This window comes from Microbacterium sp. NPDC060132 (assembly GCF_042729675.1).
Classification (GTDB): domain Bacteria; phylum Actinomycetota; class Actinomycetes; order Actinomycetales; family Microbacteriaceae; genus Microbacterium; species Microbacterium sufflavum.
In genome coordinates, this window is record NZ_JBHWXU010000001.1 from 1,616,452 (window position 1) to 1,640,382 (window position 23,931).

General features: G+C 72.1%; 19 protein-coding genes. 11 read left to right on the forward strand and 8 right to left on the reverse strand.

The features are described 5' to 3' along the window. Positions 1-936: a carbohydrate ABC transporter permease gene (locus ACFWCH_RS07970; protein ID WP_136036765.1), complete on the forward strand. Its 936-nt coding sequence runs from the start codon at positions 1-3 to the stop codon at positions 934-936. Positions 937-1,042: 106 nt separating this feature from the next. Here ACFWCH_RS07970 and ACFWCH_RS07975 read toward each other — a convergent pair whose 3' ends face one another. After that, positions 1,043-1,546 (reverse strand): HIT family protein, encoded by a 504-nt coding sequence (locus tag ACFWCH_RS07975; protein WP_378803306.1) that lies wholly within the window; start codon positions 1,544-1,546, stop codon positions 1,043-1,045. 192 nt (positions 1,547-1,738) lie between these two features. Between ACFWCH_RS07975 and ACFWCH_RS07980 the strand changes: the two genes are divergently transcribed. Next, the gene (locus ACFWCH_RS07980; RefSeq protein ID WP_378803307.1) at positions 1,739-3,109 is read left to right on the forward strand and encodes a DUF222 domain-containing protein; all 1,371 of its coding nucleotides are present in this window, start codon (positions 1,739-1,741) and stop codon (positions 3,107-3,109) included. 47 nt (positions 3,110-3,156) lie between these two features. On the opposite strand, the gene ACFWCH_RS07985 is transcribed toward ACFWCH_RS07980, so the two are convergent. The 5 genes from ACFWCH_RS07985 to ACFWCH_RS08005 form a co-directional block, all read right to left on the reverse strand. Next, positions 3,157-3,726: an ECF transporter S component gene (locus ACFWCH_RS07985; RefSeq protein ID WP_378803308.1), complete on the reverse strand. Its 570-nt coding sequence runs from the start codon at positions 3,724-3,726 to the stop codon at positions 3,157-3,159. 152 nt (positions 3,727-3,878) lie between these two features. Further along, positions 3,879-4,754 (reverse strand): siderophore-interacting protein, encoded by an 876-nt coding sequence (locus ACFWCH_RS07990; protein ID WP_378803309.1) that lies wholly within the window; start codon positions 4,752-4,754, stop codon positions 3,879-3,881. Between the two features lie 10 nt (positions 4,755-4,764). Beyond that, complete coding sequence (locus ACFWCH_RS07995) at positions 4,765-5,598, reverse strand: energy-coupling factor transporter transmembrane component T (RefSeq protein WP_378803310.1); 834 nt, start codon at positions 5,596-5,598, stop codon at positions 4,765-4,767. Continuing rightward, positions 5,595-7,442, reverse strand: coding sequence for an ABC transporter ATP-binding protein (locus ACFWCH_RS08000; protein ID WP_378803311.1), 1,848 nt, complete (start codon positions 7,440-7,442; stop codon positions 5,595-5,597). The genes ACFWCH_RS07995 and ACFWCH_RS08000 overlap by 4 nt, the downstream gene beginning before the upstream one ends. 78 nt (positions 7,443-7,520) lie before the next feature. Continuing rightward, the gene (locus tag ACFWCH_RS08005) at positions 7,521-8,066 is read right to left on the reverse strand and encodes an ECF transporter S component (RefSeq protein WP_136033981.1); all 546 of its coding nucleotides are present in this window, start codon (positions 8,064-8,066) and stop codon (positions 7,521-7,523) included. Between the two features lie 189 nt (positions 8,067-8,255). On the opposite strand from ACFWCH_RS08005, the gene ACFWCH_RS08010 reads away from it, so the two are divergent. From ACFWCH_RS08010 to ACFWCH_RS08040, 7 genes are all read left to right on the forward strand, one after another. Then, positions 8,256-11,432 (forward strand): S8 family peptidase, encoded by a 3,177-nt coding sequence (locus ACFWCH_RS08010; RefSeq protein ID WP_378803312.1) that lies wholly within the window; start codon positions 8,256-8,258, stop codon positions 11,430-11,432. 223 nt (positions 11,433-11,655) lie between these two features. After that, on the forward strand, positions 11,656-13,941 hold the full coding sequence (locus ACFWCH_RS08015; protein ID WP_136036760.1) for a carbon starvation CstA family protein: 2,286 nt from the start codon (positions 11,656-11,658) through the stop codon (positions 13,939-13,941). Between the two features lies 1 nt (position 13,942). Then, the gene (locus tag ACFWCH_RS08020; protein ID WP_205812761.1) at positions 13,943-14,188 is read left to right on the forward strand and encodes a YbdD/YjiX family protein; all 246 of its coding nucleotides are present in this window, start codon (positions 13,943-13,945) and stop codon (positions 14,186-14,188) included. A 32-nt stretch (positions 14,189-14,220) separates the two neighbouring features. After that, the gene (locus tag ACFWCH_RS08025; RefSeq protein WP_378803313.1) at positions 14,221-15,417 is read left to right on the forward strand and encodes a sensor histidine kinase; all 1,197 of its coding nucleotides are present in this window, start codon (positions 14,221-14,223) and stop codon (positions 15,415-15,417) included. Positions 15,418-15,426: 9 nt separating this feature from the next. Then, complete coding sequence (locus tag ACFWCH_RS08030; RefSeq protein WP_136030081.1) at positions 15,427-16,146, forward strand: LytTR family DNA-binding domain-containing protein; 720 nt, start codon at positions 15,427-15,429, stop codon at positions 16,144-16,146. Next, positions 16,143-16,565 (forward strand): hypothetical protein, encoded by a 423-nt coding sequence (locus ACFWCH_RS08035; protein ID WP_206251871.1) that lies wholly within the window; start codon positions 16,143-16,145, stop codon positions 16,563-16,565. Before ACFWCH_RS08030 ends, ACFWCH_RS08035 begins: the two co-directional genes overlap by 4 nt. Then, on the forward strand, positions 16,562-18,019 hold the full coding sequence (locus ACFWCH_RS08040; protein ID WP_136030082.1) for a cation acetate symporter: 1,458 nt from the start codon (positions 16,562-16,564) through the stop codon (positions 18,017-18,019). The genes ACFWCH_RS08035 and ACFWCH_RS08040 overlap by 4 nt, the downstream gene beginning before the upstream one ends. A gap of 124 nt (positions 18,020-18,143) precedes the next feature. Here the strand turns inward: ACFWCH_RS08040 and ACFWCH_RS08045 are convergent, their stop codons facing one another. Next, complete coding sequence (locus ACFWCH_RS08045) at positions 18,144-19,061, reverse strand: pirin family protein (protein ID WP_378803314.1); 918 nt, start codon at positions 19,059-19,061, stop codon at positions 18,144-18,146. Continuing rightward, positions 19,058-19,489: a GNAT family N-acetyltransferase gene (locus ACFWCH_RS08050; RefSeq protein ID WP_136044177.1), complete on the reverse strand. Its 432-nt coding sequence runs from the start codon at positions 19,487-19,489 to the stop codon at positions 19,058-19,060. Before ACFWCH_RS08050 ends, ACFWCH_RS08045 begins: the two co-directional genes overlap by 4 nt. Positions 19,490-19,584: 95 nt before the next feature. On the opposite strand from ACFWCH_RS08050, the gene recQ reads away from it, so the two are divergent. Both recQ and ACFWCH_RS08060 read left to right on the forward strand, forming a co-directional pair. After that, positions 19,585-21,612 (forward strand): DNA helicase RecQ, encoded by a 2,028-nt coding sequence (gene recQ / locus ACFWCH_RS08055; RefSeq protein ID WP_241115053.1) that lies wholly within the window; start codon positions 19,585-19,587, stop codon positions 21,610-21,612. A gap of 137 nt (positions 21,613-21,749) precedes the next feature. After that, the gene (locus ACFWCH_RS08060; RefSeq protein ID WP_136044762.1) at positions 21,750-23,816 is read left to right on the forward strand and encodes an acyl-CoA dehydrogenase; all 2,067 of its coding nucleotides are present in this window, start codon (positions 21,750-21,752) and stop codon (positions 23,814-23,816) included. The last annotated feature ends 115 nt before the right edge of the window (positions 23,817-23,931 follow it).

Genomic DNA, 23,931 nt, shown 5'->3' on the forward strand with positions numbered 1-23,931 from the left:
ATGTCGCTCACACTCCGCACCTCCGACCACGCCTCCGACAGCGCGACCGTCACGCTGGTCGTGCCGGACGCGCGCCGCCGTCGTCGCCGCAGCCGCACCTCGAGCATCTCGCGCCCCGGTCGCCCGTCCGTGCTCGTCACCGTCGTGAAGTGGGTCGTGATCCTCGTCGCGATCGTGCTCGCCCTCCTGCCCGTGCTGTACATGGTGGGCATGTCGTTCAAGAGCCCGGACGACATCCTGTCCACCCGCATCCTGCCCTCGCGGCTCGCGTTCGAGAACTGGGTCGGCGCGTTCGAGAACTGGCCCATCCTCACCTACCTGCGCAACTCCCTCGGTGCCGCGCTCGTGGCGGTGCTGGTGTCGCTCGTCGTCTCGATCCCCGCCAACTACGCCATGGCGCGGCTGCGCGCGGGCGGGAAGCAGACCCTCGGGCTGATCGTCTCCGCCTACGTCGCCCCGCCGATCGTCGCGATCATCCCGCTGTTCGTGCTGGTGCGCACCGCCGGGCTGATGGACTCCGTGATCGGGCTCGGCATCGTGGAGGGCCTGCTGCTCACCCCGGTCGCCGTGTGGCTGCTGGACGGGTTCTTCCGCGCGATCCCGTTCGAGGTCGACGAGGCCGCGCAGATCGACGGCTGCGGACCGCTGCGCACCCTGTGGGCGGTCATCCTCCCGCTCACCGCGCCCGGCATCGTCGCCGTGTCGATCATCGTGTTCATCCTCGCGTACAACGACTTCCTCATCCCGCTGCTGCTCACGCAGAGCATCGACTCGCAGACCCTCCCGGTCGGCATCGCGCTCATGCAGGGCGGCCGCGAGGTGATGTTCGGGCAGATGGCCGCCGCCAGCCTCGCCGGCCTCATCCCGATCTACCTGCTCGCGCTGTTCCTGCAGAAGTGGCTCGTCGGCGGGCTCACCCAGGGGAGTGTGAAGTAGCCCGAGGACGCGATGGTCCGAGTGCGGGGTCGGAGACGTGGCGGGCGGGGTGGTCCGGGGTGCGTTTGTGAGGCCGCGACAGGGGCGGAGCGGGGGATGGATCGCGTCAGGGGGCGGGGCGGCGCGCGATCGAGATCGAGTCGGCGGCGGCGAGGCGTCGGAGGTGGGCCGTGATGCGGGCCCGGAGATCGTCGTGCTGCGGGCCGAGGCGGGTGGCGGCGTCGTGCCAGTTCGAGGGGTCGTAGCGCCAGACGGGCCAGGACTTCAGGTCGGGCGCTTCCCACTCGTAGCGGGGCCAGACGTGGGCATGGACGAAGGCGTCGGTGTTGCCGAGGATGTCGATGTTGATGCGACGGAACGCCGGATCGACCTCTCGGCAGGCGTGCTCCACGGCCGTGGCGAGGAGGTCGACGGCGGCGAGGAACCGTACCCGTTCCTCCCGCGGCAGGTCCGCCAGCGCGGTGGCCTCCGGATCCGTGCCGAGCAGCACGCAGTAGCCGGGGAGGAACTGCACATCGCCGATCACCGCGTAGCCGCCGGGCAGTTCGGCGAGCAGCGTCGGGTTCTCTCCCCGCGCGGCGGAGCGGATGCGGTCGTCACGCCAGTCCATGCCGCCGATGCTATCGATGGGTGCTCCGGCGGGGACGATCGGGTCGCGAGGGCGTGGTCTGCGAGCCCGTTCCGTCGGGCGCCACCGTGCGGTTCGTGGAGGGCGTCGGTGGCCCTCTCGACAGCCCGATATCCCGGTTCTCGATTCGAACAAAGATACGAAACTCGCCGCCGTCGACGGTAGAATCGGGGCATGTCCACACTCTCCGGTTTGCACGAGGCGATGTCCCGCCTCGACGCCGCGTGGGGTGGCGCGGGCGATCCGATGGACCTGAACCGCGAGCAGTTGATCGCGGTGAACGACGCGATCGGCGTGCTGCGGAGACGTCTCGACGCGGTGCACGTGTCAGTGGGAGCGGGCATCGCGCGGGAGTCGCGGCCTGAGCTCGGTGCCGGCAGCCTGGCGAAGCAGCAGGGCTATCGGAACCCGGCGAGGCTGATCGCCGCGACGACCGGAGTCTCGACGGGAGAGGCGGCGCGACTGGTGGCGGTGGGCGAGGCCACGGCCCCGCGCGCCGACCTCCTGGGGCAGCGACTGCCGGCGAAGTACCCGTGCGTGCGGGAGGCGTTGGCCGCGGGTGCGCTCGGTGCGCCGGCGGCCGCGCTGATCGTCGCGATGCTCGACCGGTGCCGCGTGGCCGTGGGTGCTGCTCGGGTGGCGGAAGCCGAGCGGGTGCTGGTGGAGCAGGCGGCGGGGTTGTCGGTGGATGAGGTGCGGCGGTTGGTGGTGCGGGCGGAGGCGTGGGTCGATCCGGATGGGGTGGAGCCGCGGGCGGAGGAGCAGCGGTCGCGTCGGTCGTTGACGCTGTTCGAGCGTGACGGGATGGTGCATCTGAACGCGGTGCTGGATGCGGAGACGGCGGCGCCGGTGGTGGCGGCGATCCGGGGGTTCGTGTCGGCAGCGTTCGCGGCGCGTCAGGAGGCGCCGGATGCGGGGGCTCCGGATGCGGACCGTCGTACAGTGCCGATGATCCAGGCGGATGCGTTGTCGGCGTTCGCGGGGCACGTGCTCGGGTGTGCGTCGCGGTTGCCGCTGGCCGGGGCGACGGTGGTGGTGCGGGTGGGCCTGGGGGATCTGGAGGCGGGATCGGGGTCGGCGCAGGTGGACGGGATCGATCAGCCGGTGAGCGTCGGGGCGGTGCGGCGGATGGCGGCGGGCGGCGGGGTGATCCCGTGTGTGCTCGGCGGGGGCAGTGAGGTGTTGGACTGGGGGCGGGAGAAGCGGTTGTTCACCCGGGCGCAGCGGCTGGCGCTGGTGGAGCGAGACGGGGGGTGTGCGATGTGCGGGTTGCCGCCGGAGATGACGAAGGCGCATCACATCCGGTGGTGGTCGCGCGACCGCGGGCCGACGGATCTGTCCAACGGGGTGCTGCTGTGCGAGACGTGTCACCATCGCATCCACGACAACGGGTGGGACATCCACATCGACAGCGGCGAACGCGGCAGTGGTGGCGGTGGTAGCGGCGGCGGGATGGCGAGGGTGTGGTTCGTGCCTCCGCGGTACATCGACCCCGCACGCACGCCTCGGCTCGGTGGGCGGGCCCGCTTCGACATCGCCGCCTGACGGGTGGACGGGTGGTGGGGGTGGGCTCGAGTCGCGTCGAGGCGGGGTCAGCGGCTGCGGCCGACTCCGGCGGCGCGCAGGCGATCAGCGATCAGGATGCCGAGGGCGGTGGCGGCGACACAGCTCGCGAGTGTGATCGCGAAGAAGAGCAGCTGCACCGGAAGGGTGAAACCGCCCAGGTCGAACGACGCCCACGCGAGCAGGGGATACACGACCCCCACCACCACGGCCCCGACGTAGTGCAGCCACGTGCCCCAGTAGCGCCACATCACGAACAGGAACGGCAGCTCGGTGAAGGCCGCCCACCACAGGTTCGTCGCCACACTGCCGAAGCCGTACCCGGAGAACGGCACGATCACGAGCCCGGCCAGCAACCCGACCAGCAGACCCACGAGCGGCGCGCGCAGCAGGCGCAGGGCGATCACCGACGGCAGCAGCCACAGGCCGGCGAGAGCGACGCTCACGAACGGCAGCCCCGGGAACAGGATCGTCGACACCCAGTTCGCGGGAGCGAGCAGCAGCCCGCCGGCCACGCCCAGCGCGGCGCACGTCAGCAGCAGCGCCGTCGGGAACCGGAAGCGCCGCCTGCCGGAGACACCGCCGTCCGGCGCGCTCATGCGAGGGGTACCGAGGTCCGCGGGTTCCGGCGCGTTCGTGTGATCGGGTCCGCCATCCGTAGCTTCCGGCGCGCTCGTGTGATCGGGTGCGCCGTCCGTAGTTTCCGGCGCTTTCGCGTGATCGGGTGCGCCGTCGGCCGTATCCTGAGCGCTCATGCGAGGGGTTCCGACGCGGCCTCGCGGGCGGCCTTCGACGCGGGCGACGCCGCGCCGACCTTCCAATACCCGCAGAAGCTCACGGCGTTCTTGTCCACGCCGCGCTCGCCGACGAGGAGCCTGCGGGCACCGGAGGCCAGCGACTGCTCCCCGGCCGCATAGGCGTGGAAGGGCGCGCCCGGAAGCTCGCTCCGGCCCAGCGCCTCCAGGGCGAGAGCACCGGGCGCCGCGTCGTGGGGGCGCACGATCAAGACCACGTCGAGCCCCGGAGGGCGCGGGAAGTCCAGGGCGTCGTCCTCGGCCGGCACCTCGACGATCGCGGTGCCGGTGGCGTGCGCCGGGAGCGAGGCGGCGATCCCGGCGATTGCGGGCAGCGCGGTCTCATCGCCGACGAGCACCACGCGATCGGTCCCCCGCTGCGGGTTGAACGTGAGGCCCTCGTCGATGATGAGCACGTGCTCGCCGGGCTCGCAGGTCTCCGCCCACCGCGACGCCGGGCCCGCCGTGCCGTCGGCCGCAGAACCGTGCAACACGAAGTCCACGTCGATCTCCGCCCCCGCCTCGGCGGTCGCCGCCCGGAAGGCACGCACCGTGTAGTTGCGCATCACGGGCCGCTCGCCGTCGGGGATACGCAGGAACTTGAGATAGCCGAACATCTTGTTCGCCTTCGCCGGCACCCGGTCGAGACCGGCCTCGCCGCCGATGGGCAGGAACAGCCGGAACCACTGGTCGTACCCCATCGGGCGGAACCGGTCGATCTCACCGCCGCCGAGCGTCACGCGGATCCAGTGCGACGAGAGCCGTTCAGAGCGCAGCACGGTGAGGTGCAGGAGTTCGGTCGTCTCGGGCTTGACCATCTTGCTGAATGCCATGGAGTGCCTTTCAGGAGAGGGGGAGCTGCCAGGGGAAGAAGACGAGGAAGATCGCCGCCGAGGTGAGGAGCATCGCCACGGTGAACACGGTGTCGCGCACGCGGAACGGCACCAGGTGCCGCTCGGTCCGCGTCGGATGCGCGCCGAACGCCCGGGAATCCATCGCCAGGGCCACGCGCTCGGCATGCCGGATGGCCCCGGCGAGCAGCGGCACGATGTACCCCCAGCCTCGGGCGATGCGGGAGAGGGGACCGCGCCCGCCGTGATAGCCGCGCACCCGGTGTGCCGCGCGGATCACCGCCAGCTCGTGCCCGAACCGCGGCACGAAGCGGAACGCCGCCAGAGCCGTGTACCCGATGCGGTACGGCACGCGCAGCTGCTGCACGCTCGCCCGCACCAGGTCGGAGCCGCTGGTCGTGAGGCCGCCCACCAGCGCCAGCGCGACGATCGCCCCCAACCGCAGGGCCGTGGCCGCACCGATCGCGAGCGCGCCGCTGTACAGCGTCCAGTCGCCCACCGAGAGCAGCGCCGGGGTGCCGTCGACCCGTGCGGCATCGACCCACAGCGAGAACCCGGCGGTGACCGCGAGCATCCCCAACGGCAGGCCGAGCAGCAGCAGCGCGAGCAGCCGCCCGGTGACCCTGGCTCCGGACAGGATCAGCACGTACGCGAGCGCGAGGAACGCGGCGGGCGTCGCGAGATCGCGCACGAACACGAGCAGCACCATCGCGGGAGCGAACCCCGCGACCTTCGCGAGCGGGTTGAGCGCATACAGGAACTGGTGCGGCGCCGTCGCGGTGAGACGCGCGTACGGGTCGAACGCGGTGCCGGTGCTGCCGCTCACGACGACGCCTCCGGGTCCGGAGCGGGAGCGGATGCGGATGCTGGGGGCGCGGATGCGGGTGCGGGGATGAGTCCGGACGCGGCGGTGCGTGCGGGGGACTCCGCGGTGAGACCCGCGGCGGCGAGCACGCGCTGCACGTCGGGGAGGCGCAGGCTCGCGTCGGTGAACACCGCGGGGTCGGCGAACAGCTCCGCGGTCGGCCCGGCGGCGTGCACCCGGCCGTCCGCGAGCACGACCGTGTGCGTGGTGTGCTCGGCGACCAGCGAGAGGTCGTGCGTGACGAGCACGATCGTGGTGCCCTCCGCGCGCAGGGTCCGCAGCAGGGCGAGCAGTTCGGTGGCGCGCGCGCGATCCTGGCCGAACGTGGGCTCGTCGAGGGCGAGCACCCGGGGCCGTGTGATCAGGGCGGTGCCGACCGACAGCCGCCGCTTCTCGCCGCCCGACAGCAGGAACGGGTGCACGTCGGCCTTGTGCGTCAGCCCGAATCGGTCGAGCATCTCGGCGACCCGCGCCGCGATCTCGTCGTCCGTCACGTGCCGCAGCCGCAGGCCGTGGGCGAGCTCGTCGAACACCGTCGCCGCGATGAACTGGTGCTCCGGGTTCTGGAACACGAAGCCGATGCGGGCGGCGAGATCCCGCGGGGAGGCGGTGCCCGGATCGATGCCGTCGACCGACACCTGCCCCTTCGGCGGCGGCACCACACCGGCGAGCGCCTGGATGAGCGTGGTCTTGCCCGCCCCGTTCGCCCCGACGATCGCGGTGAGGCTGCCCGCGGGCAGATCGAGGTCCACCCCGTGCAGGATCTCGGTGCGCCGTCGCTTCACCGTGAGCCCTCGCGTGCGGATGATCGACTCGCCGGGCCGGTTCGCGGCGGCGCCGGATTCGCGGAATTCGTCGGATTCGTCGGATACACCGGATACGCCGGATGCACCGGATGCGCCGGATGCACCGGATGCGCCGGATGCACCGGATGCACCGGGCACGGCGTCGCGCACGGCGAGCGCCGTCGCGAGCTCGTCCGGGGTCAGCGGCAGCGGATCGAACCGGTGCCCCCGCTCCCGCAGGCGCAGCGCCGCGAGGGTGGCCCCCGGCAGCCACACGCCCATCGCGAGCAGCTCGTCCGCGTGCGCCCTGATCGTCTCCGCGGCCGGTCCGTCGAACGCGACCCGCCCCTCCCGGTCGAGCACGATCGTGCGGGTCACGAAGGCCATCGCGGCGTCGAGGTTGTGCTCCACGAGCAGGATCGCGCGATCGCCAGCGGCCACCACCTCCGCGAGCGCGGCGTACACGTCGTCGATGCCCTGCGGATCGAGGTTCGCGGTGGGCTCGTCCAGCACGATCAGCGGCGACCCCATCGCGAGGGCGCAGGCGATCGCGAGCCGCTGCCGCCCGCCGCCGGACAGGTGGTCGGGGTTGTCGTCGCGGCGGTCCCACAGGCCCACGCGCCGCAGCGACTCCGCGACGCGCTCCCGCACCACCTCGACGGGGAGCAGCAGGTTCTCCGGACCGAACGCCACCTCGTCGTACACGGTGCCCGTGACGATCTGCGCGTCCGGGTCCTGGAACACCATGGCCACGTGCGTGCTGAGCGTCGCGGTCGCGGTGTCCGCGGTGTCGAGCCCGCCCGCCTCGACCGTGCCGGTCATGGTCGCCGGGAGGGCGTGCGGGATGAGGCCGTTGAGCGCCAGGGTGAGCGTGGACTTCCCGGAGCCGGACGGACCGAGCAGCAGCACGACCTCGCCGGGCCGGATGTCGAACGACGCATCGCGCGGGGAGGGGTGCGCGGCACCGGCGTGGGTGAGCGAGAGCTCGCGCACGCGGAGGAGGGGCGCGGATGGGCGCACGGCAGGTCCCGGGCTCGACGGAGGGTGTGCCTCTAACTTAGCTGAGCCTTACCTGTGTTATCCAGCGAGGCTCCGGGGCTAGCGGCGGGCGACCCCGGCCCGGCGCAGCGACGTGCCGACCGCGAGGCCGATCGCGGTCCAGGCGATCGGGCCGAGCACCGAGATCGCGAGGTAGAGGATCTGCGCCCACACCGGCATCACCGACAGGTGGGCGGCGAAGAACACCACGACCGCGACGATCACGCCGATGATCGCGGCCGAGACGAAGAAGCGCCAGGCGCCCCAGGAGCGGTACCGCGTGAGCGCGGCGACCCCCTCCTGGATGAGCCCGAACAGCAGCGCGGTGCCGATGAAACGCAGCGCCCACGCCGGATTGAACGCGCTCGCGATGAGCGCCGCGAACACGTGCGTGATGAGCGCGACGAGCGGCAGCCGCAGCACCTCCTGGGCGATGATGCCCGGCAGCACGTGCGACCCGAGCACGAGCCCGTAGAGGAACAGCAGCGGGCTCGCCAGCAGCACCGGTGTGACCCACCCGGCGATCCCGCCGAGGAGGCCCGTCGCGACACCGATCGCGGCGCAGACGAGCAGCACGCGGGTCGTGAGGACGGGGGTTCGGGCCACCCCTCCAGCCTACCGGCGACCTTCGCCCGACCCGGCCGTCGCGCACCCTGGCCGATCGGCACGACCGGGGATGACCATCGTTCAGTTCTCGATCCGGCGCCGAGGAGCGGGGTTATCGTGATCCGCGGTGCGGCAACGACGCCGCACCGTGATCATCGGGAGCGAGATATGGGTCGAACACCCCTCCGGATGGCAGCGGCCGCCACCCTGGCCACGCTGTTCATCGCATCGACGGCAACCGCCGGCTACGCAGCGACCGGGGAGGTGACACACCCCGTTCCGGTCGCGGGAACCCCCGGGCACTACATCGTGGTCATGAAGGCCGATCCCCTCGCCAGCTACGAGGGCGACGTCAAGGGACTCAAGGCGACGAAGCCGGCCGAGGGCGAACAGCTCGAGACGCAGTCGCAGGACGCGCAGCGCTACGTGAAGCACCTCGAGTCCGAGCAGTCCACCCTCATCAACGACGTCGGCGTGACGCCGGACACGACGTACCAGGTCGTGCTCAACGGGTTCAGCGCCGACCTCACGGGCGAGCAGGTGGATCAGCTCCGGGCCTCGAAGGACGTTCTCGGGGTGTTCCCCGACGAGATCCGTCACCCCGACGCGCTGACCTCCACCGACTACCTCGGCCTCGGCGACGACCGCAAGGGCCGCGGCGGGGTGTGGCAGCAGACCGGCGGCGTGAAGAAGGCCGGAGAGGGCGTCGTCGTGGGTGTGATCGACACCGGCATCGCCCCGGAGCACCCGTCGTTCGAGGGCAAGAAGCTCAAGCAGCAGAAGAAGCAGAACGCCCGGCACAAGGGCCAGCAGCCCTACACCGACGGCACCTACGTGTACTTCGACAAGTCCGACGGCGGGCAGTTCCGCGGCGCGATGGTCGAGGGCCAGGACTGGGACACGAGCGACTACTCGACCAAGCTCATCGGCGGGCAGTACTTCTTCGCGGGAGCCCAGGCCGCCGGCTTCGACTTCCAGTACGACTACCTCTCGCCGCGGGACGGCGACGGCCACGGCTCGCACACGGCGAGCACGGCGGCGGGTGAGTTCGGGGTGGAGGCCGCGATCGAGGGCGTCGACTTCGGGACGATCTCCGGCGTCGCGCCCGGCGCGAAGGTCGCCGCATACAAGGCCTGCTACGTCGGGCCCGACACGACCGTGACCACGGACGACATCTGTGCGCTGAGCGACCTCGTCGCCGCGATCGACCAGGCCGTCGCCGACGGCGTCGACGTGATCAACTACTCGATCGGCGGCGGTGCGGCGAGCACCGTGATGGCACCAGAGGACCTGGCGTTCCTCAACGCGGCGGCCGCCGGTGTGTTCGTCGCGACCAGTGCCGGCAACGACGGTCCCGACCCGGTCACGGCCGACCACGCGTCGCCGTGGTACACCACGGTCGCGGCCTCCACCATCCCCACGTGGGAGGGCACCGTGCAGTTCGACGGCTTCGCGCAGGCCGGCGCCTCGGTGAGCGTGCCGTTCGGTGAGAGCGTCTCCGGGCCCTCCATCGCGGCACAGGATGCCGCGGCACCCGGAGCGGTGGACGCGACGCTGTGCCTGCCCGGCACCCTCGACCCGGCGAAGGTCGCCGGACACATCGTGGTCTGCGACCGCGGCGGCAACGCGCGCGCCGAGAAGTCGCAGGTGGTGAAGGACGCGGGTGGCATCGGCATGGTCCTGGTGAACGTGCCCGGCGGTGCCGACTCGCTCGACAACGACTTCCACGCCGTGCCGACCGTGCACCTGAACGCCGTGCACCGCGACGCGGTCCTCGCGTATGTGCGGGGCGGAGTCGACCGTCCGATCACCCTCGTCGGCGAGAACACCACCGGCGTGACCACGCCGACCCCGCAGATCGCGGGCTTCTCCAGCCGCGGCCCGGTCCTGGCCGACGGCAACGACGTGCTCAAGCCCGACGTCGCCGCTCCCGGCGTCGCCATCCTCGCCGCCACGCACAACGCGCCGGGCGAGCAGCCGACGTTCGGCATCCTCTCCGGCACCTCGATGGCCTCCCCGCACATCGCGGGCCTCGGTGCGCTGTACCTGGGCGAGCATCCGCGGGCGACGCCGGCGGAGATCCGTTCGGCGATGATGACCACCGCCTCCGACACCGTGCTCCCCGACGGCTCGAAGAACACCGACCCGTTCGAGCAGGGCGCGGGGCAGGTCGACGCGCGGCGATACCTGAACCCGGGTCTGCTGTACCTCAACGGGTTCCGGGACTGGGCGGCCTTCCTCGACGGGAAGGGGCTGTCGGACTTCCCCGGCATCGAGCCCATCGACGGCAGCGACCTGAACCAGGCGTCGATCTCGATCGGGTCGCTGGCCAGCGCGCAGACCGTCACCCGCACGGTCACCTCGACGGAGAAGGGCGTGTTCACCGCGAAGGCCTCCGTGCCGGGAGTGAACGTCACCGTCACGCCGTCCCAGCTCACGTTCGACAAGCCGGGGCAGTCGAAGACCTTCACGGTCACGTTCGACAGCACCAGCGCCCCGGTCGAGCAGTGGGCCACCGGGTCGCTCACCTGGACGAGCGCGAAGAACACGGTGCGCTCGCCGATCGCGGTGTATCCGGTCACGGCGGATGCTCCGGGAGAGGTCACCGGCAGTGGCGTCGACGGGAGCACGACGGTCGGCATCATCCCCGGCCTCGACGGCGATCTGGCACTGAACCTCTCGGGCCTCACCCCGTTCCAGCTCCTCACCGATCCGGACAACCCGGTCGAGGGGCACTCCGGGAACGAGAACTCGGGCGACGCGAACAAGGACGTGGCGTGGATCGTCGACGTGCCGGAGGGCGGCACGCTCTCGCGGTTCGACCTCGACTCCTCCGACGACGAGGGCAGTGATCTCGACCTCACCGTCTACCGGGTGGTCGCGCCGGACGACCTGCGCTACTACGAGCGCTGGCAGTCGGCGACGGGCTCGGCCGACGAGCAGGTCACGGTGCCCACGCCGACCGCCGGCACCTACCTCGTGGTGGCGAACGTGTATGCGACGACCGGACCGATGACGTGGGACATGACCTACGCCACCGTGCTCCCCGGTGACCAGGGCGCGTTCACGGCGACGCCGAACCCCATCGCCGCGGTGCGCGGGGAGAAGACGAGCTATGAGCTGAGCTGGACCGGCCTGACCGCCGGCACCCGCTACCTCGGTCTCGTCCAGTACGGCGACTCCGCCGTGCGCACGGTGGTGACCGTCACCACCCCGGCCGACGTCGCCCCGGCACCGGCTCCGACCCCGGAGCCGACGCCGACCCCGGAGCCGACCCCGGACCCCACTCCGACGCCGGATCCCACCCCGACGCCGGACCCGGAGCCGACGCCGACCCCGCCCCCGGCGACCGACGCTCCCGGGTGAGCGGGGGAGCGCCGGACACGGACGCGTGACACACGGCCGCACGACGGACACCCGTCGTGCGGCCGTGCCGTCGTTGCGGCCCATCGCCCGCCGGGGTACCGCGGGCGTCCGTTCATCGCGTGATCGACACCGCTCGTCGCACCGTCCGCCGATCGGCGCGCGACCGCGGGGCGGGCTTCCTAGCGTGGGAAGACGCAATGATGCGTCCACCGAGGAGAACCCCATGACCGCACCTTCGTCGCGCCGCCGCGACGGCGCCGGGCTCGTCGACGACGAACCCGTCATCGAGACCGACCCGACCCTCCCACCCGTCGCCCTCTCCGCCGAGCACGAGGCGAAGAGCCGCCGCTGGACCCTGCCGAAGATCCTGCTCTGGACGGCGATCGCCCTGCTCGGCGGCGTCGCCTGGGTGATGCTCGCCATCGTCCGCGGCGAGACCGTGAACGCGATCTGGTTCGTGTTCGCCGCCGTGTGCACCTACCTGATCGGCTACCGCTTCTACTCCAAGGTCATCGAGCGGTACATCACCCGCCCCGACGACCGCCGTGCGACCCCGGCCGAGGTCAAGCAGGACGGCAAGGACTACGTCCCCACCGACCGCCGCGTGCTCTACGGCCACCACTTCGCCGCGATCGCCGGCGCCGGTCCGCTCGTGGGCCCCGTGCTCGCGGCGCAGATGGGCTACCTCCCCGGCACCATCTGGATCATCGTGGGCGTCGTGCTCGCGGGCGCCGTGCAGGACTACACGGTGCTCTTCTTCTCCATGCGCCGTGGCGGTCGCACGATCGGCCAGATGGCGCGGCAGGAGCTCGGCAAGATCGGCGGCACCGCGGCGATCATCGCGTCGCTGCTCATCATGCTGATCATCGTCGCGATCCTCGCGCTCGTCGTCGTCAACGCCCTCGGGGAGAGCCCGTGGGGCGTCTTCTCCGTCGCCATGACCATCCCGATCGCCCTGTTCATGGGCGTGTACCTGCGCTACCTGCGCCCCGGCAAGGTGACCGAGGTGTCGATCATCGGCTTCGTGCTGCTCATGTTCGCGATCATCGGCGGCGGCTGGGTCGCCGGCACCGAGTGGGGGCAGGCGATCTTCCACCTCGACCGCACCACGATCGCCTGGGGCATCATCGTCTACGGCTTCATCGCCGCGGTGCTGCCGGTGTGGCTGCTGCTCGCGCCGCGCGACTACCTCTCCACGTTCATGAAGATCGGCGTGATCGTGATGCTCGCCGGCGCCATCGTGCTGGTGCGCCCCGAGATCTCGGTCCCCGCGATCAGCGTGTTCGGTGAGAACGGCATGGGCCCGGTGTTCGCAGGTCCGCTCTTCCCGTTCCTGTTTGTGACGATCGCGTGCGGAGCGCTGTCCGGCTTCCATGCACTGATCGCCTCCGGCACCACGCCCAAGCTCGTGGAGAAGGAGCGGCAGACGCGCTTCATCGGCTACGGCGGCATGCTCATGGAGTCGTTCGTCGCGATCATGGCCCTCGTCGCCGCGATCTCCATCGACCAGGGCATCTACTTCGCCATGAACGCGCCATCCGCGGCGACCGGCGGCACGGTCGAGGGCGCTGTCGCGTTCGTGAACTCGCTCGGGCTGACGGGCGTGAACCTCACCCCCGACATGCTCACCGGCACGGCCGCCGCGGTCGGCGAGGAGTCGATCGTGTCCCGCACCGGTGGCGCCCCGACGCTCGCGCTGGGCCTCGCGCACATCATGCAGCAGGCCCTCGGCGGTCAGGCGCTCATGGCGTTCTGGTACCACTTCGCGATCATGTTCGAGGCGCTGTTCATCCTCACCGCGGTCGACGCCGGCACCCGCGTGGCCCGGTTCATGCTGCAGGACTCGATCGGCGCCTGGTTCCCGAAGTTCCGTGACGTGTCGTGGCGCCCCGGGGTGTGGATCTGCACCGCGATCATGGTCGCCGGCTGGGGAGCGATCCTCATCCTCGGCGTGACCGACCCGCTCGGCGGCATCAACACGTTCTTCCCGCTGTTCGGCATCGCCAACCAGCTGCTCGCCGCGATCGCGCTCGCCGTGGTGCTCGCGATCGTCGCCAAGCGCGGCCGCAGCTACTTCCGGTGGCTGTGGATCATCGCGCTGCCGCTCGCGTTCACCGCGGTCGTCACCATCACGGCCTCGCTCTACAAGATCTTCTCGCCGGTCCCGGCGATCGGATACTGGGCGAACCACTTCCGCTACCGGGAGGCGCTGAGCTCGGGAGACACCGCACTCGGAGAGCCGCAGGTGCTGGAGGCCGTGATCCGCAACACCGCGGTGCAGGGCACGCTGTCGATCATCTTCGTGGTGCTCGCGATCGTCGTGATCGTCATGGCCGTGATCGCGACCGTGAAGGCCATCCGCCACGGCGGCGGAGAGAACACCGAGGACGCCCCCGTGGCCTCCCGGCGCTTCGCCCCCGCGGGCTTCCTCCCCGACGCGGAGGAGCGCGAGCTGGAGAAGCAGTGGGAGCCGATCCTCGCCGAGGAGCGCGCGGCCGCGCGGCACTGAGATGACCGACACCGTGCATCGGACGGATGCCGCGACCACCCCGCTGCGGGCGCTGTGGAGCGCCCTCGGCCGGGCCGGGCGCGGCATCCGCTGGTACATGACGACGCTGATGGGCGACACCGCGTACGCGACCTACGTCGCCCATCACCGCCGTCACCACCCCGACGAGGAGCCGCTGACCGAGAGGCAGTTCTGGCGGCAGCGCATGGACGACCAGGACCGCAACCCCGGTGCCCGCTGCTGCTGACGCCCTTCGTCTCGCGTCCCTAGGCTGAACGAATGAACGACGTCGTCCTCGCCGCGGTGCTGGGGGTGCTCGGCGGCATCGCGCTCACCGTGCTGCTGCTGCTCGCCCGCCGGTTCGCGCGGGGTGCCGCCGACCTCGGCAGTGACGCGGAGCAGGGAGCCCTGCGGGCGCTGCACCAGGCGAGTCTCGCCGCCCCGCACCTGCGCGGCGGGCTCGCCGGGCCCGATGCGGTGAAGGCGGCGCGGCACCTGCGGGTGCTGCTGGGCAGCGCCGCGGTCGCGATCGTGGGCACCGACGGCGGCGAGGAGTCCGGCGTCGTGTCCTTCGACGGCGCCTCGGACGGCTTGGAGTCGGCCGCGCGCCGCATCGCCGAGCGGGTGCGGGCGAGCGGCCGGCGGCAAGTGTTCCCCGCCCCGGCGAAGACCGATGACCTGGAGGCGGTGGGCGCCCCGATCGTCGTGGACGGGCGAACGATCGGCGTGATCGTGGCCTTCGCGTCGCCCGTGCGCGCGGCCCTCGTGCGCGCCGCAGAGGAGGTCGCCGACTGGTGCGCCGCACAGGTCGAGCTCGGCGGGCTCGACGCCTCCCGCGCGCAGCTCGCCGAGGCGGAGCTGCGGTCGCTGCGGGCGCAGATCTCCCCGCACTTCATCTACAACGCCCTCACCGCGATCGCCTCGTTCATCACGACCGACCCCGACCGCGCGCGCGACCTCGTGCTGGAGTTCGCCGACTTCACGCGCTACTCCTTCCGCCGCCAGGGAGAGTTCACGACCCTCGCGGAGGAGCTCGGCAGCATCCACTCGTACCTGGAGCTCGAGCGGGCCCGCTTCGGCGACCGGCTGCGGGTCACGCTGCAGATCGCGCCGGAGACCCTCGCCACGGTCATCCCGTTCCTGTCGGTGCAGCCCCTCGTGGAGAACGCGGTGCGGCACGGCCTCGAGCCGGGGGAGGGCGGCGGCGAGATCCGCCTCACCTCGCGCGACGACGGCACCCACACCGAGATCCTCGTGGAGGACGACGGCGTCGGCATGGACCCCGACGGGCTGCGGTCGCTGCTCACGGCGCGCGAGGACGGCTCCCACGTGGGGCTGCGCAACGTCGACACGCGCCTGCGACAGCTGTACGGCAGCAGCGGCGGACTGGTCGTGGAGACCAACACGGGCGCGGGTACCCTGGTGCGCATGCGAGTCCCGAAATCGCAGCCCCTGCACGACCCGGACGACGACTGAGGAGCCCGGATGATCGACGTCCTCGTCGCCGACGACGAGCAGCCCGCCCTCGACGAGCTGGTGCACCTGCTGCGCTCCGACCCGCGCATCGGCGAGATCCTCACCGCGACGAGCGGAGCCGACGCCCTGCGGCAGCTGTCGCAGCGCGCCGTGCGTCTCGCGTTCCTCGACATCCACATGCCCGGCCTGCTCGGCACCGACCTGGCCCGCGCCCTCCTCGGGCTCGCGGAGCCGCCGGCTGTCGTGTTCGTCACGGCCGACGAGGCCCGCGCGGTGGAGGCGTTCGAGCTGCGCGCGGTCGACTACCTCCTCAAGCCGGTGCGGCGGGAGCGGCTGCGCGGCGCGATCGACCGCGTCGATCAGGCCGCCGATCCGACGAAGGGCGACGACGAGGTGCTGTCGGTCACGGTCGGGTCGACCGTGCGGTTCGTGCGGCGCAGCGAGGTGCGGTGGGTGCGGGCACAGGGCGACTACGCGCGACTGCACACCGACGACGACGACCCCGGCCAGCTCGTGCGGATCCCCATGGCGGAGCTCGAAGCGCGGTGGGCCGACGCGGGGTTCCTGCGCATCCACCGCTCGACGCTCGTGCGCACGGCCGCCGTGACCGAGGCGCGGTTGTCCGGGGGAGAGCCGACGGTGGTGGTCGGCCGCACGGCCCTCCCGGTGAGCAGACGGCTCGTGCCCGCGGTGCGGGAGGCGCTCGTGCGCGGTGAGGCGCCGGCATGACCGGGTCTCCCGAGCGTGCGGCTCCGGAGCCCGCGGCGCGCGGCGCGGGGGAGCCCGCGAAGCGCGTGCGGGTCACGGCCGACCTCCCGCCCCGCGGCCCTGCGGCTCTCACGCGCGGCATCGCGCTGCCCGGGGCGCCGGTCGACGAGGCCGATGCGGTGTACGCCAGGGCGCTCCAGCGCAGTCAGCTGCGGCTCGCGCTCGGCACGGTCGCCGGGTTCGTGGTGGTCGTGGTCGCGATGACCCTGGCGATCGCGCTCGTGCCCGAGATCGACCGGGTCGTGCTGTGGGGCCTGCCGCTGTCGTGGCTGCTGCAGGCGTTCGCGTTCTACCCGGTCATCGTGGTGTTCGCGCTGCTGTATCTGCGCACGGCCGTCCGCAACGAGCGCCGCTACCGCGCCCTCCGGGACCGCGAATGAACGCGCTGCTCGACCTGCTCGGGGTCGCGCTGGTGGTGATCGCCACGCTGCTGATCGGCGTGTACGGCCTGCGGGTGTCGCGCACGACGAGCGACTTCTTCGTGGCGTCGCGCACCGTCCGGCCGGTGTGGAACGCCTCGGCCATCAGCGGCGAGTACCTGTCGGCCGGCACCTTCCTCGGGCTCTCCGGACTCGTGCTGCTCGACGGCGCGCGCGGCTTCTGGTTCCCGATCGGGTACGCGGCCGGGTACCTGCTGGTGCTGGTGTTCGTCGCGGCCCCGCTCCGGCGCAGCGGGGCCTACACGATCCCGGACTTCGTGGAGGCGCGGCTCGGGTCGGCCTCGGCGCGACGCGTCACGAGCCTCGCGGTGCTCGTGATCGGGTGGCTGTACATCGTGCCGCAGCTGCACGGCGCCGGCATCACGCTGGTCGTGGTCGCGGGGTTGCCGGAGTGGGTGGGCGCCGTGACGGTCGCGGTGCTCGTGGCGGCGTCGGTCGCGGCGGGCGGGATGCGCGCGATCACCTTCGTGCAGGCGTTCCAGTACTGGCTCAAGCTCACGGCGCTGCTGGTGCCGGTGGTGTGCATCGCCTTCGCGCTCGGCGGCGGACCGCACGCGTTCGACCCGGCGCTCGTGTTCCCCAGCGAGGCGGGCCCGTCCGGCTTCGACGCGTACGAGACCGCGTCGCTGCTGCTCGCGCTGCTGCTGGGCACGATGGGACTGCCGCACGTGCTGGTCCGCTTCTACACGAGCCCGACCGGGGCGTCGGCGCGGCGGACGACCGTGATCGTGATCGCGATGGTCAGCGCCTTCTACGCCGTGTCGAGCGCGATGGGGCTGCTCGCCCGCATCGCCGCTCCCGACCTCGCGGTGCCGGGGGTGGCCGACACGGTGGTGCTGCAACTGCCCTCGCGCGTGTTCCCCGGACCGGGCGGAGAGCTGCTCACGGCGCTCATCGTCTCGGGCGCGTTCGCGGCGTTCCTGGCGACCTCGGCCGGGCTCGTGGTGTCGCTCGCGGGAGTGATCAGCCAGGACGTGTTCTCCGGGTCCGTCCGCTCGTTCCGTCTCTCCGCGGTGCTGTGCGCGCTCGTGCCGCTCGGGGTCGCGCTGCTCACGGCGCCCGCGGGGCTCGTGTCGAGCGTGGGGGTGGTGTTCGTGGTGGCCGCATCGACGCTGTCGCCCGTGGTGCTGCTGGGCGTGTGGTGGCGTGGGCTCACGGCCCGCGGGGCGGTGGCGGGGATGGTGTGCGGCGGCGTCGCGACCGGGCTCGCGCTTCTCGTGCACGCCGTGATCGACGGGGTGGGGGTCGCGGCGCCGTACCTCGCGCAGCCCGCGGCGTGGACGATCCCGCTGGCCACGGCCGTGACGGTCGCGGTGTCGCTGCTCGATCCGCGCGGCCCGTCGCCGCGCACGGACCGCTTCCTCGCGCGCGTGCACACCCCCGAACGCGGCTGACCGGAGGGCCGAGGACGTGCGGGATCACGCCGTGGTGGCCGGGGGTCCGCGCGAGCGCCTGAATCCGAGCGTGCCCGTGCGGGTCAGTCCGTGCGGGTCAGAGGTGCGGGTCAGAGGGTGCGGGTCAGAGGGTGCGGGTGCGCGGCAGGAGCCGGACGGGCGGGAGCGGCGGCGCGGGGATGCGCACGTCGTGCCCCTCGACCGTCCCGAACCGCGGGGCCGCGGCCTCCCAGTCCTCGCGGGCGGCCGCGATCTCGTCGTGCGTGCGGCCGGCGAAGTTCCACCACATCACGATGTCCGACTCGAACGGCTCGCCGCCGAGCAGGAACAGCAGGGCGCCCTCGGTGCTGGTGACCTCGACCTCCGTGCGCGAATCGCCGAGGTACACCAGGGCGTTGCGCTGCATGGCGTGCTCGGACAGCGCGGCCTCGCCCTCGACCAGCAGCAGCGCGTGCTCCCACTCGGACCGCAGCGGCAGGCGCACGGTCGACCCGGCGGGCAGCGCGACCTCGGCGCCCACGATCGGGGTGTGCACGGTCGCGGGGGAGCGCGTCGCGGCGAACTCGCCGAGCACGACGGTCGCCGTGGCGTCGGGCCCCTCGGTCGCGGGCAGCTCGACGGTCGGCAGGTCGGTGTGGCGTTCGAAGCCGCCATCGCCGTGCCGCGCCGACTCGGGCAGCACGACCCAGAACTGCAGCGCGTCGAGGGGGATCGGGTCGTCGCCGACGGAGTACTCGGAGTGGGAGATGCCGTTGCCGGCCGTCATCAGGTTCAGCTGCCCGCGGCGCAGGTCGGCGTCGCTGCCGAGCGAGTCGCGGTGACGGATCTCGCCGACGAGGGGCCAGGTCACCGTCTGCAGTCCGATGTGCGGATGGGGTTCGACGCGCATGCGGGTGTCGGCTGGTCCGAAGCGGTCGAGGAAGCACCAGGCGCCGATGGTCGGCAGGTTGCGGTGCGGGAGCACGCGCAGCACGGTCATGCCGCGCACACCCCCGAGCGGCACGTCGCGGGGCTCGAGGACGAGGCGGCGCTGCCCGATCATTCCGCCCGTCCGGTGGGATCGTCGTCGGAGCCGCCGGCGGACTCCCGCGGAGCCGACTTGTCCTGCGCCGACTTCTCCTGCGCCGACTTCTCCTGCACTGCGGCGTCCGGTGCCGCCGCGCCCTGGACCTCGGCGGGACGCCGCGGCCAGCGGATCTCGGCGCCGGGCACCTCGTGCGTCTGCAGGTACTTCGCGATGTAGGGGCACAGCGGCACGATCGCGTCGCCACGCCCCGCCGCGTCGGCCAGGGCCTCGGCGGCGAGCTTCCCGGCGAGCCCCTGGCCCTGGAACGCCGGGTCGATCTCGGTGTGGATGAAGCGGATGGCGCCCGGCCTCAGCTGGAACTCGGCGAACCCGGCGAGCACGTCGTCGGAGCGGATCTCGTAGCGGGAGGCCTCGTCGTTGCGGGTCACGGAGATGTCGGTCATCGGGTGCTCCTTCGGGGTCTGGGTCCAACCTAACCCCGGTCGCGGTGGTGGGGACGGCCGCTGCCCGTGTCGGCCGGGGTCGTTACGCTGGAGGCATGCCGCAGACTCCCCGTGACCCGTACGAGGATCTGCCCTACGCCGATGAGCCCTGGGGCGACGGGTGGGAGCCGTCCGCGCCGCCGGAGCCGATGGACTGGGAGCCGCAGGGCGCGGGGTTCGAGCCGCCGCTCGACTGGGGTCCCGGTCCCACCACGCCGGTGACCGCGTCCCGTGCGCCGGCCGCGCCGGCCGTGCGCCGCGCGACGCCGAGCCGCTTCCCGACCGCCCGCGAGGCGCTGCACACGGTGTTCGGCTACGACGACTTCCGCGGCGATCAGGCCGCGATCGTCGAGCAGGTCATCGGCGGCGGCGACGCGGTCGTGCTCATGCCCACCGGTGGCGGCAAGAGCATCACGTACCAGGTTCCCGCGCTCGTGCGCGAGGGCACGGGCCTCGTGATCAGCCCGCTCATCGCCCTCATGCACGACCAGGTCGACGCGCTGCGCGCCAACGGCGTCAAGGCCGCGTACCTCAACTCCACGCAGTCGATCGACGAGCGCCGCGAGGTCGAGCGGGCCTACGTCGCGGGCGAGCTCGACCTGATCTACGTCGCCCCCGAGCGGCTGTCGAACGCGAACACCACGGCCCTGCTGCAGCGCGGCACCCTCAGCGTGATCGCGATCGACGAGGCGCACTGCGTGTCGCAGTGGGGCCACGACTTCCGCCCCGACTACCTCGCGCTGGGCGACCTGGGCGACCGATTCCCCGGCGTGCCGCGCATGGCGCTCACGGCCACCGCGACCCGGGCCACGCACAAGGAGCTCACCGAGCGGCTGCACCTCGACCGCGCGCAGCACTTCGTCGCGAGCTTCGACCGCCCGAACATCCAGTACCGCATCGTCCCGAAGGTCGACCCCCGCACGCAGCTCGTGCAGTTCATCCGTTCGCAGCCCGAGGGTGCGGCGGGCATCGTGTACGCGCTGAGCCGCAAGTCGGTCGAGCAGACCGCGACCGCGCTGGCGGCGAAGGGCATCGACGCGCTGCCGTACCACGCGGGGCTGCCGGCCGAGGTGCGGGCCGCGAACCAGTCGCGCTTCCTGCGGGAGGACGGCGTGGTGATGGTGGCGACCATCGCGTTCGGCATGGGCATCGACAAGCCCGACGTGCGTTTCGTGGCGCACATCGACCTGCCCAAGTCGGTGGAGGGCTACTACCAGGAGACGGGTCGCGCGGGTCGCGACGGCGAACCGTCGGTGGCATGGATGGCGTACGGCCTCGGCGACGTCGTGCAGCAGCGCCGGCTGATCGACCAGAGCCCCGGCGACCGCACGTTCAAGATGCGCATGGGGCAGCACCTCGACGCGATGCTCGCGCTGTGCGAGACGGTCGAGTGCCGACGGCAGAACCTGCTCGGGTACTTCGGCCAGGAGTCGCAGCCGTGCGGCAACTGCGACACGTGCCTCGACGACACCGAGACGTTCGACGGGCTGATCCCCGCGCAGAAGCTGCTGTCGACGATCGTGCGCCTCCAGCGCGAGCGCAATCAGGCCTTCGGCGCCGGGCACCTGATCGACATCCTGCGCGGCGCCTCGACCGAGCGCATCCGCCAGCAGGGGCACGACCGCCTCGCCACGTACGGCATCGGCGGCGATCTGTCCGACCAGGACTGGCGCAGCGTCGTGCGGCAGCTGCTCGCCCGCGGCATCCTCGTGGCGCAGGGCGACTACGGCACGCTCGCGCCGGGAGAGGCCGCGGCCGGGGTGCTGCGCGGCGAGACCCCGGTGCCGCTGCGCAAGGACACGATCGGCCGCGCGACCTCGACCCCGCGTGCCCGCAAGGCCAGCGCCGCGGACGCGCTCGATGCGGGCGACCGGGAGCTGTTCGAGGCGCTGCGGGCGTGGCGGGCCGAGACCGCACGCGAGCAGGGGGTGCCGGCGTACATCGTGTTCGGCGACGCCACGCTGCGCGCCCTGGCCGAGCACCGCCCGGCGTCCGCCGCTGACCTGGAGGGCATCACCGGCATCGGCGCGAAGAAGCGCGAGGCCTACGGCGACGGGGTGCTCGCGGTCATCGCCGCGAATTGAGGCCCGGCTGTCGCGAGCCGACAAGCCGGACGGGGCGCGACCCCCGAGGCTCTTGGAGGAAGGAGACAGCGGAGTTCTCCCCGGTTTGTGGCACACCTACCATGGAGGCACCGTCACTTCTCCGAGGAGGAACCCCCATGGTCGACGCTGCCGTCCGTCCTTCCACCGCCCCCGACGAGCCCCGTCGCGAGACGGAAGCTCCGCGCATCGATGTCGCCGCCGTCACCGACGCCCTGATGGGCACCTGGGCCGACGTGCGCCGTGAGGCCCGCGAGATGATCAAGGACCCGGCGTTCTGGCGTCAGGACGAGCTGGGCAAGGACGAGCACCGCGAGCGCGTGCTCAGCCAGCTGCACCTGCTGGTGGAGAACAAGGCCGTGCACCGCGCGTTCCCGAAGCGCTTCGGCGGCGAGGAGAACAACGGCGGCAACATCGCCGGGTTCGAGGAGCTCGTCGCCGCCGACCCCAGCCTGCAGATCAAGTCGGGCGTGCAATGGGGTCTGTTCGGCTCGGCCATCCTGCAGCTCGGCACGGCGGAGCACCACGAGAAGTGGCTGCCCGGCGTGATGGATCTGTCGATCCCCGGCGCGTTCGCGATGACCGAGATCGGCCACGGCTCCGACGTCGCGGCGGTCGGCACCACCGCGACCTACGACCCGGAGACGGAGGAGTTCGTCATCCACACGCCGTTCCGCGGCGCGACCAAGGAGTACCTCGGCAACGCGGCCCTGCACGGCATCGCGGCGACCGTGTTCGCGCAGCTCATCACGAACGGCGTGAACCACGGCGTGCACTGCTTCTACGTGCCGCTGCGCGGGGACGACGGAAAAGACCTGCCGGGCATCGGCCGCGAGGACGACGGTCTCAAGGGCGGGCTGAACGGCATCGACAACGGACGGCTCTCGTTCGACCGGGTGCGCATCCCGCGCACGAACCTGCTGAACCGGTACGGCGACGTGGCCGCGGACGGCACGTACACCAGCGCCATCGACAGCCCCGGCCGCCGCTTCTTCACGATGCTCGGCACCCTGGTGCAGGGGCGCGTGTCGCTCGACGGCGCCGCGTCCTGGGCGTCGGCGCTCGGCCTGTACATCGCGGTCACCTACGCCACCCAGCGCCGCCAGTTCGACGGGGCGGACGGCCAGGAGGTCGTGCTGCTCGACTACGGCAAGCACCAGCGCCGCCTGCTCCCGCGGCTCGCGACCACGTATGCGCAGATCTTCGCGCACGACGAGTTCCTGCAGAAGTTCGACGGCGTGTTCTCCGGGCGCACCGACACCCCGGGCGACCGGGAAGACCTGGAGACGCTCGCCGCGGCCCTCAAGCCGCTGTCGACCTGGCACGCGCTCGACACGCTCCAGGAGGCGCGCGAGGCGTGCGGCGGGGCGGGCTTCATGTTCGAGAACCGGCTCGTCGGCCTGCGGCAGGACCTCGACATCTACGTCACCTTCGAGGGCGACAACAACGTGCTCCTGCAGCTCGTCGGCAAGCGGCTGCTGACCGACTACGCCAAGCAGTTCCAGGGCAAGGACGCGGCGTACCTCGCCCGGTACGCCGTGGGCATGACCGCGGGGAAGGTGTTCCACGGTGCGGGCCTGCGCCAGCTCGGCCAGGCCGTGAGCGACTTCGGACAGGTCGCCCGTTCGGTGGAGCGGGGACTGCGCGAAGAGCAGCAGCACGACCTGCTCGCCGGTCGCGTGCAGCAGATGGTCGCGGACATCGCCGGGCGGCTGCGCGCCGCCGGGAAGGACAAGACGCTCGGCGCCGAGCTGTTCAACCAGAACCAGACCGAGCTGATCGAGGCCGCCAGGGCGCACGGCGAGCTGCTGCAGTGGGAGGCGTTCACCGACGCTGTCCACGCGATCGACGACCCGGAGACGCGGAAGGTGCTCACGTGGCTGCGCGACCTCTTCGGTCTGCAGCTGATCGAGAAGCACCTGGCGTGGCACCTCATCCACGGACGCCTGTCGACGCAGCGCGCCGCCGCCGTGTCGAGCTACATCGACCGGCTGTGCGCCCGGCTGCGTCCGCACGCGCTCGACCTCGTCGACGCGTTCGGGTACGAGCCCGAGCACGTGCGCGCGCCGATCGCGAGCGGGGCCGAGAAGCAGCGTCAGGACGAGGCCCGCGCCTACTACGCCGATCTCGCGGCGTCTGGTCGGGCGCCGATCCAGGAGAAGGCGCTGAAGAAGCAGAAGCGCTGACGCGGCTCGCCGTTCACCCACCCCTCGATCCCGCCCGGATCCGCCGCGATCCGGGCGGGATCGTCGCGTCCGGCGCGGTGCGTTGAGGAGGTGGGAACGGGCGTAGTCTCGGCAG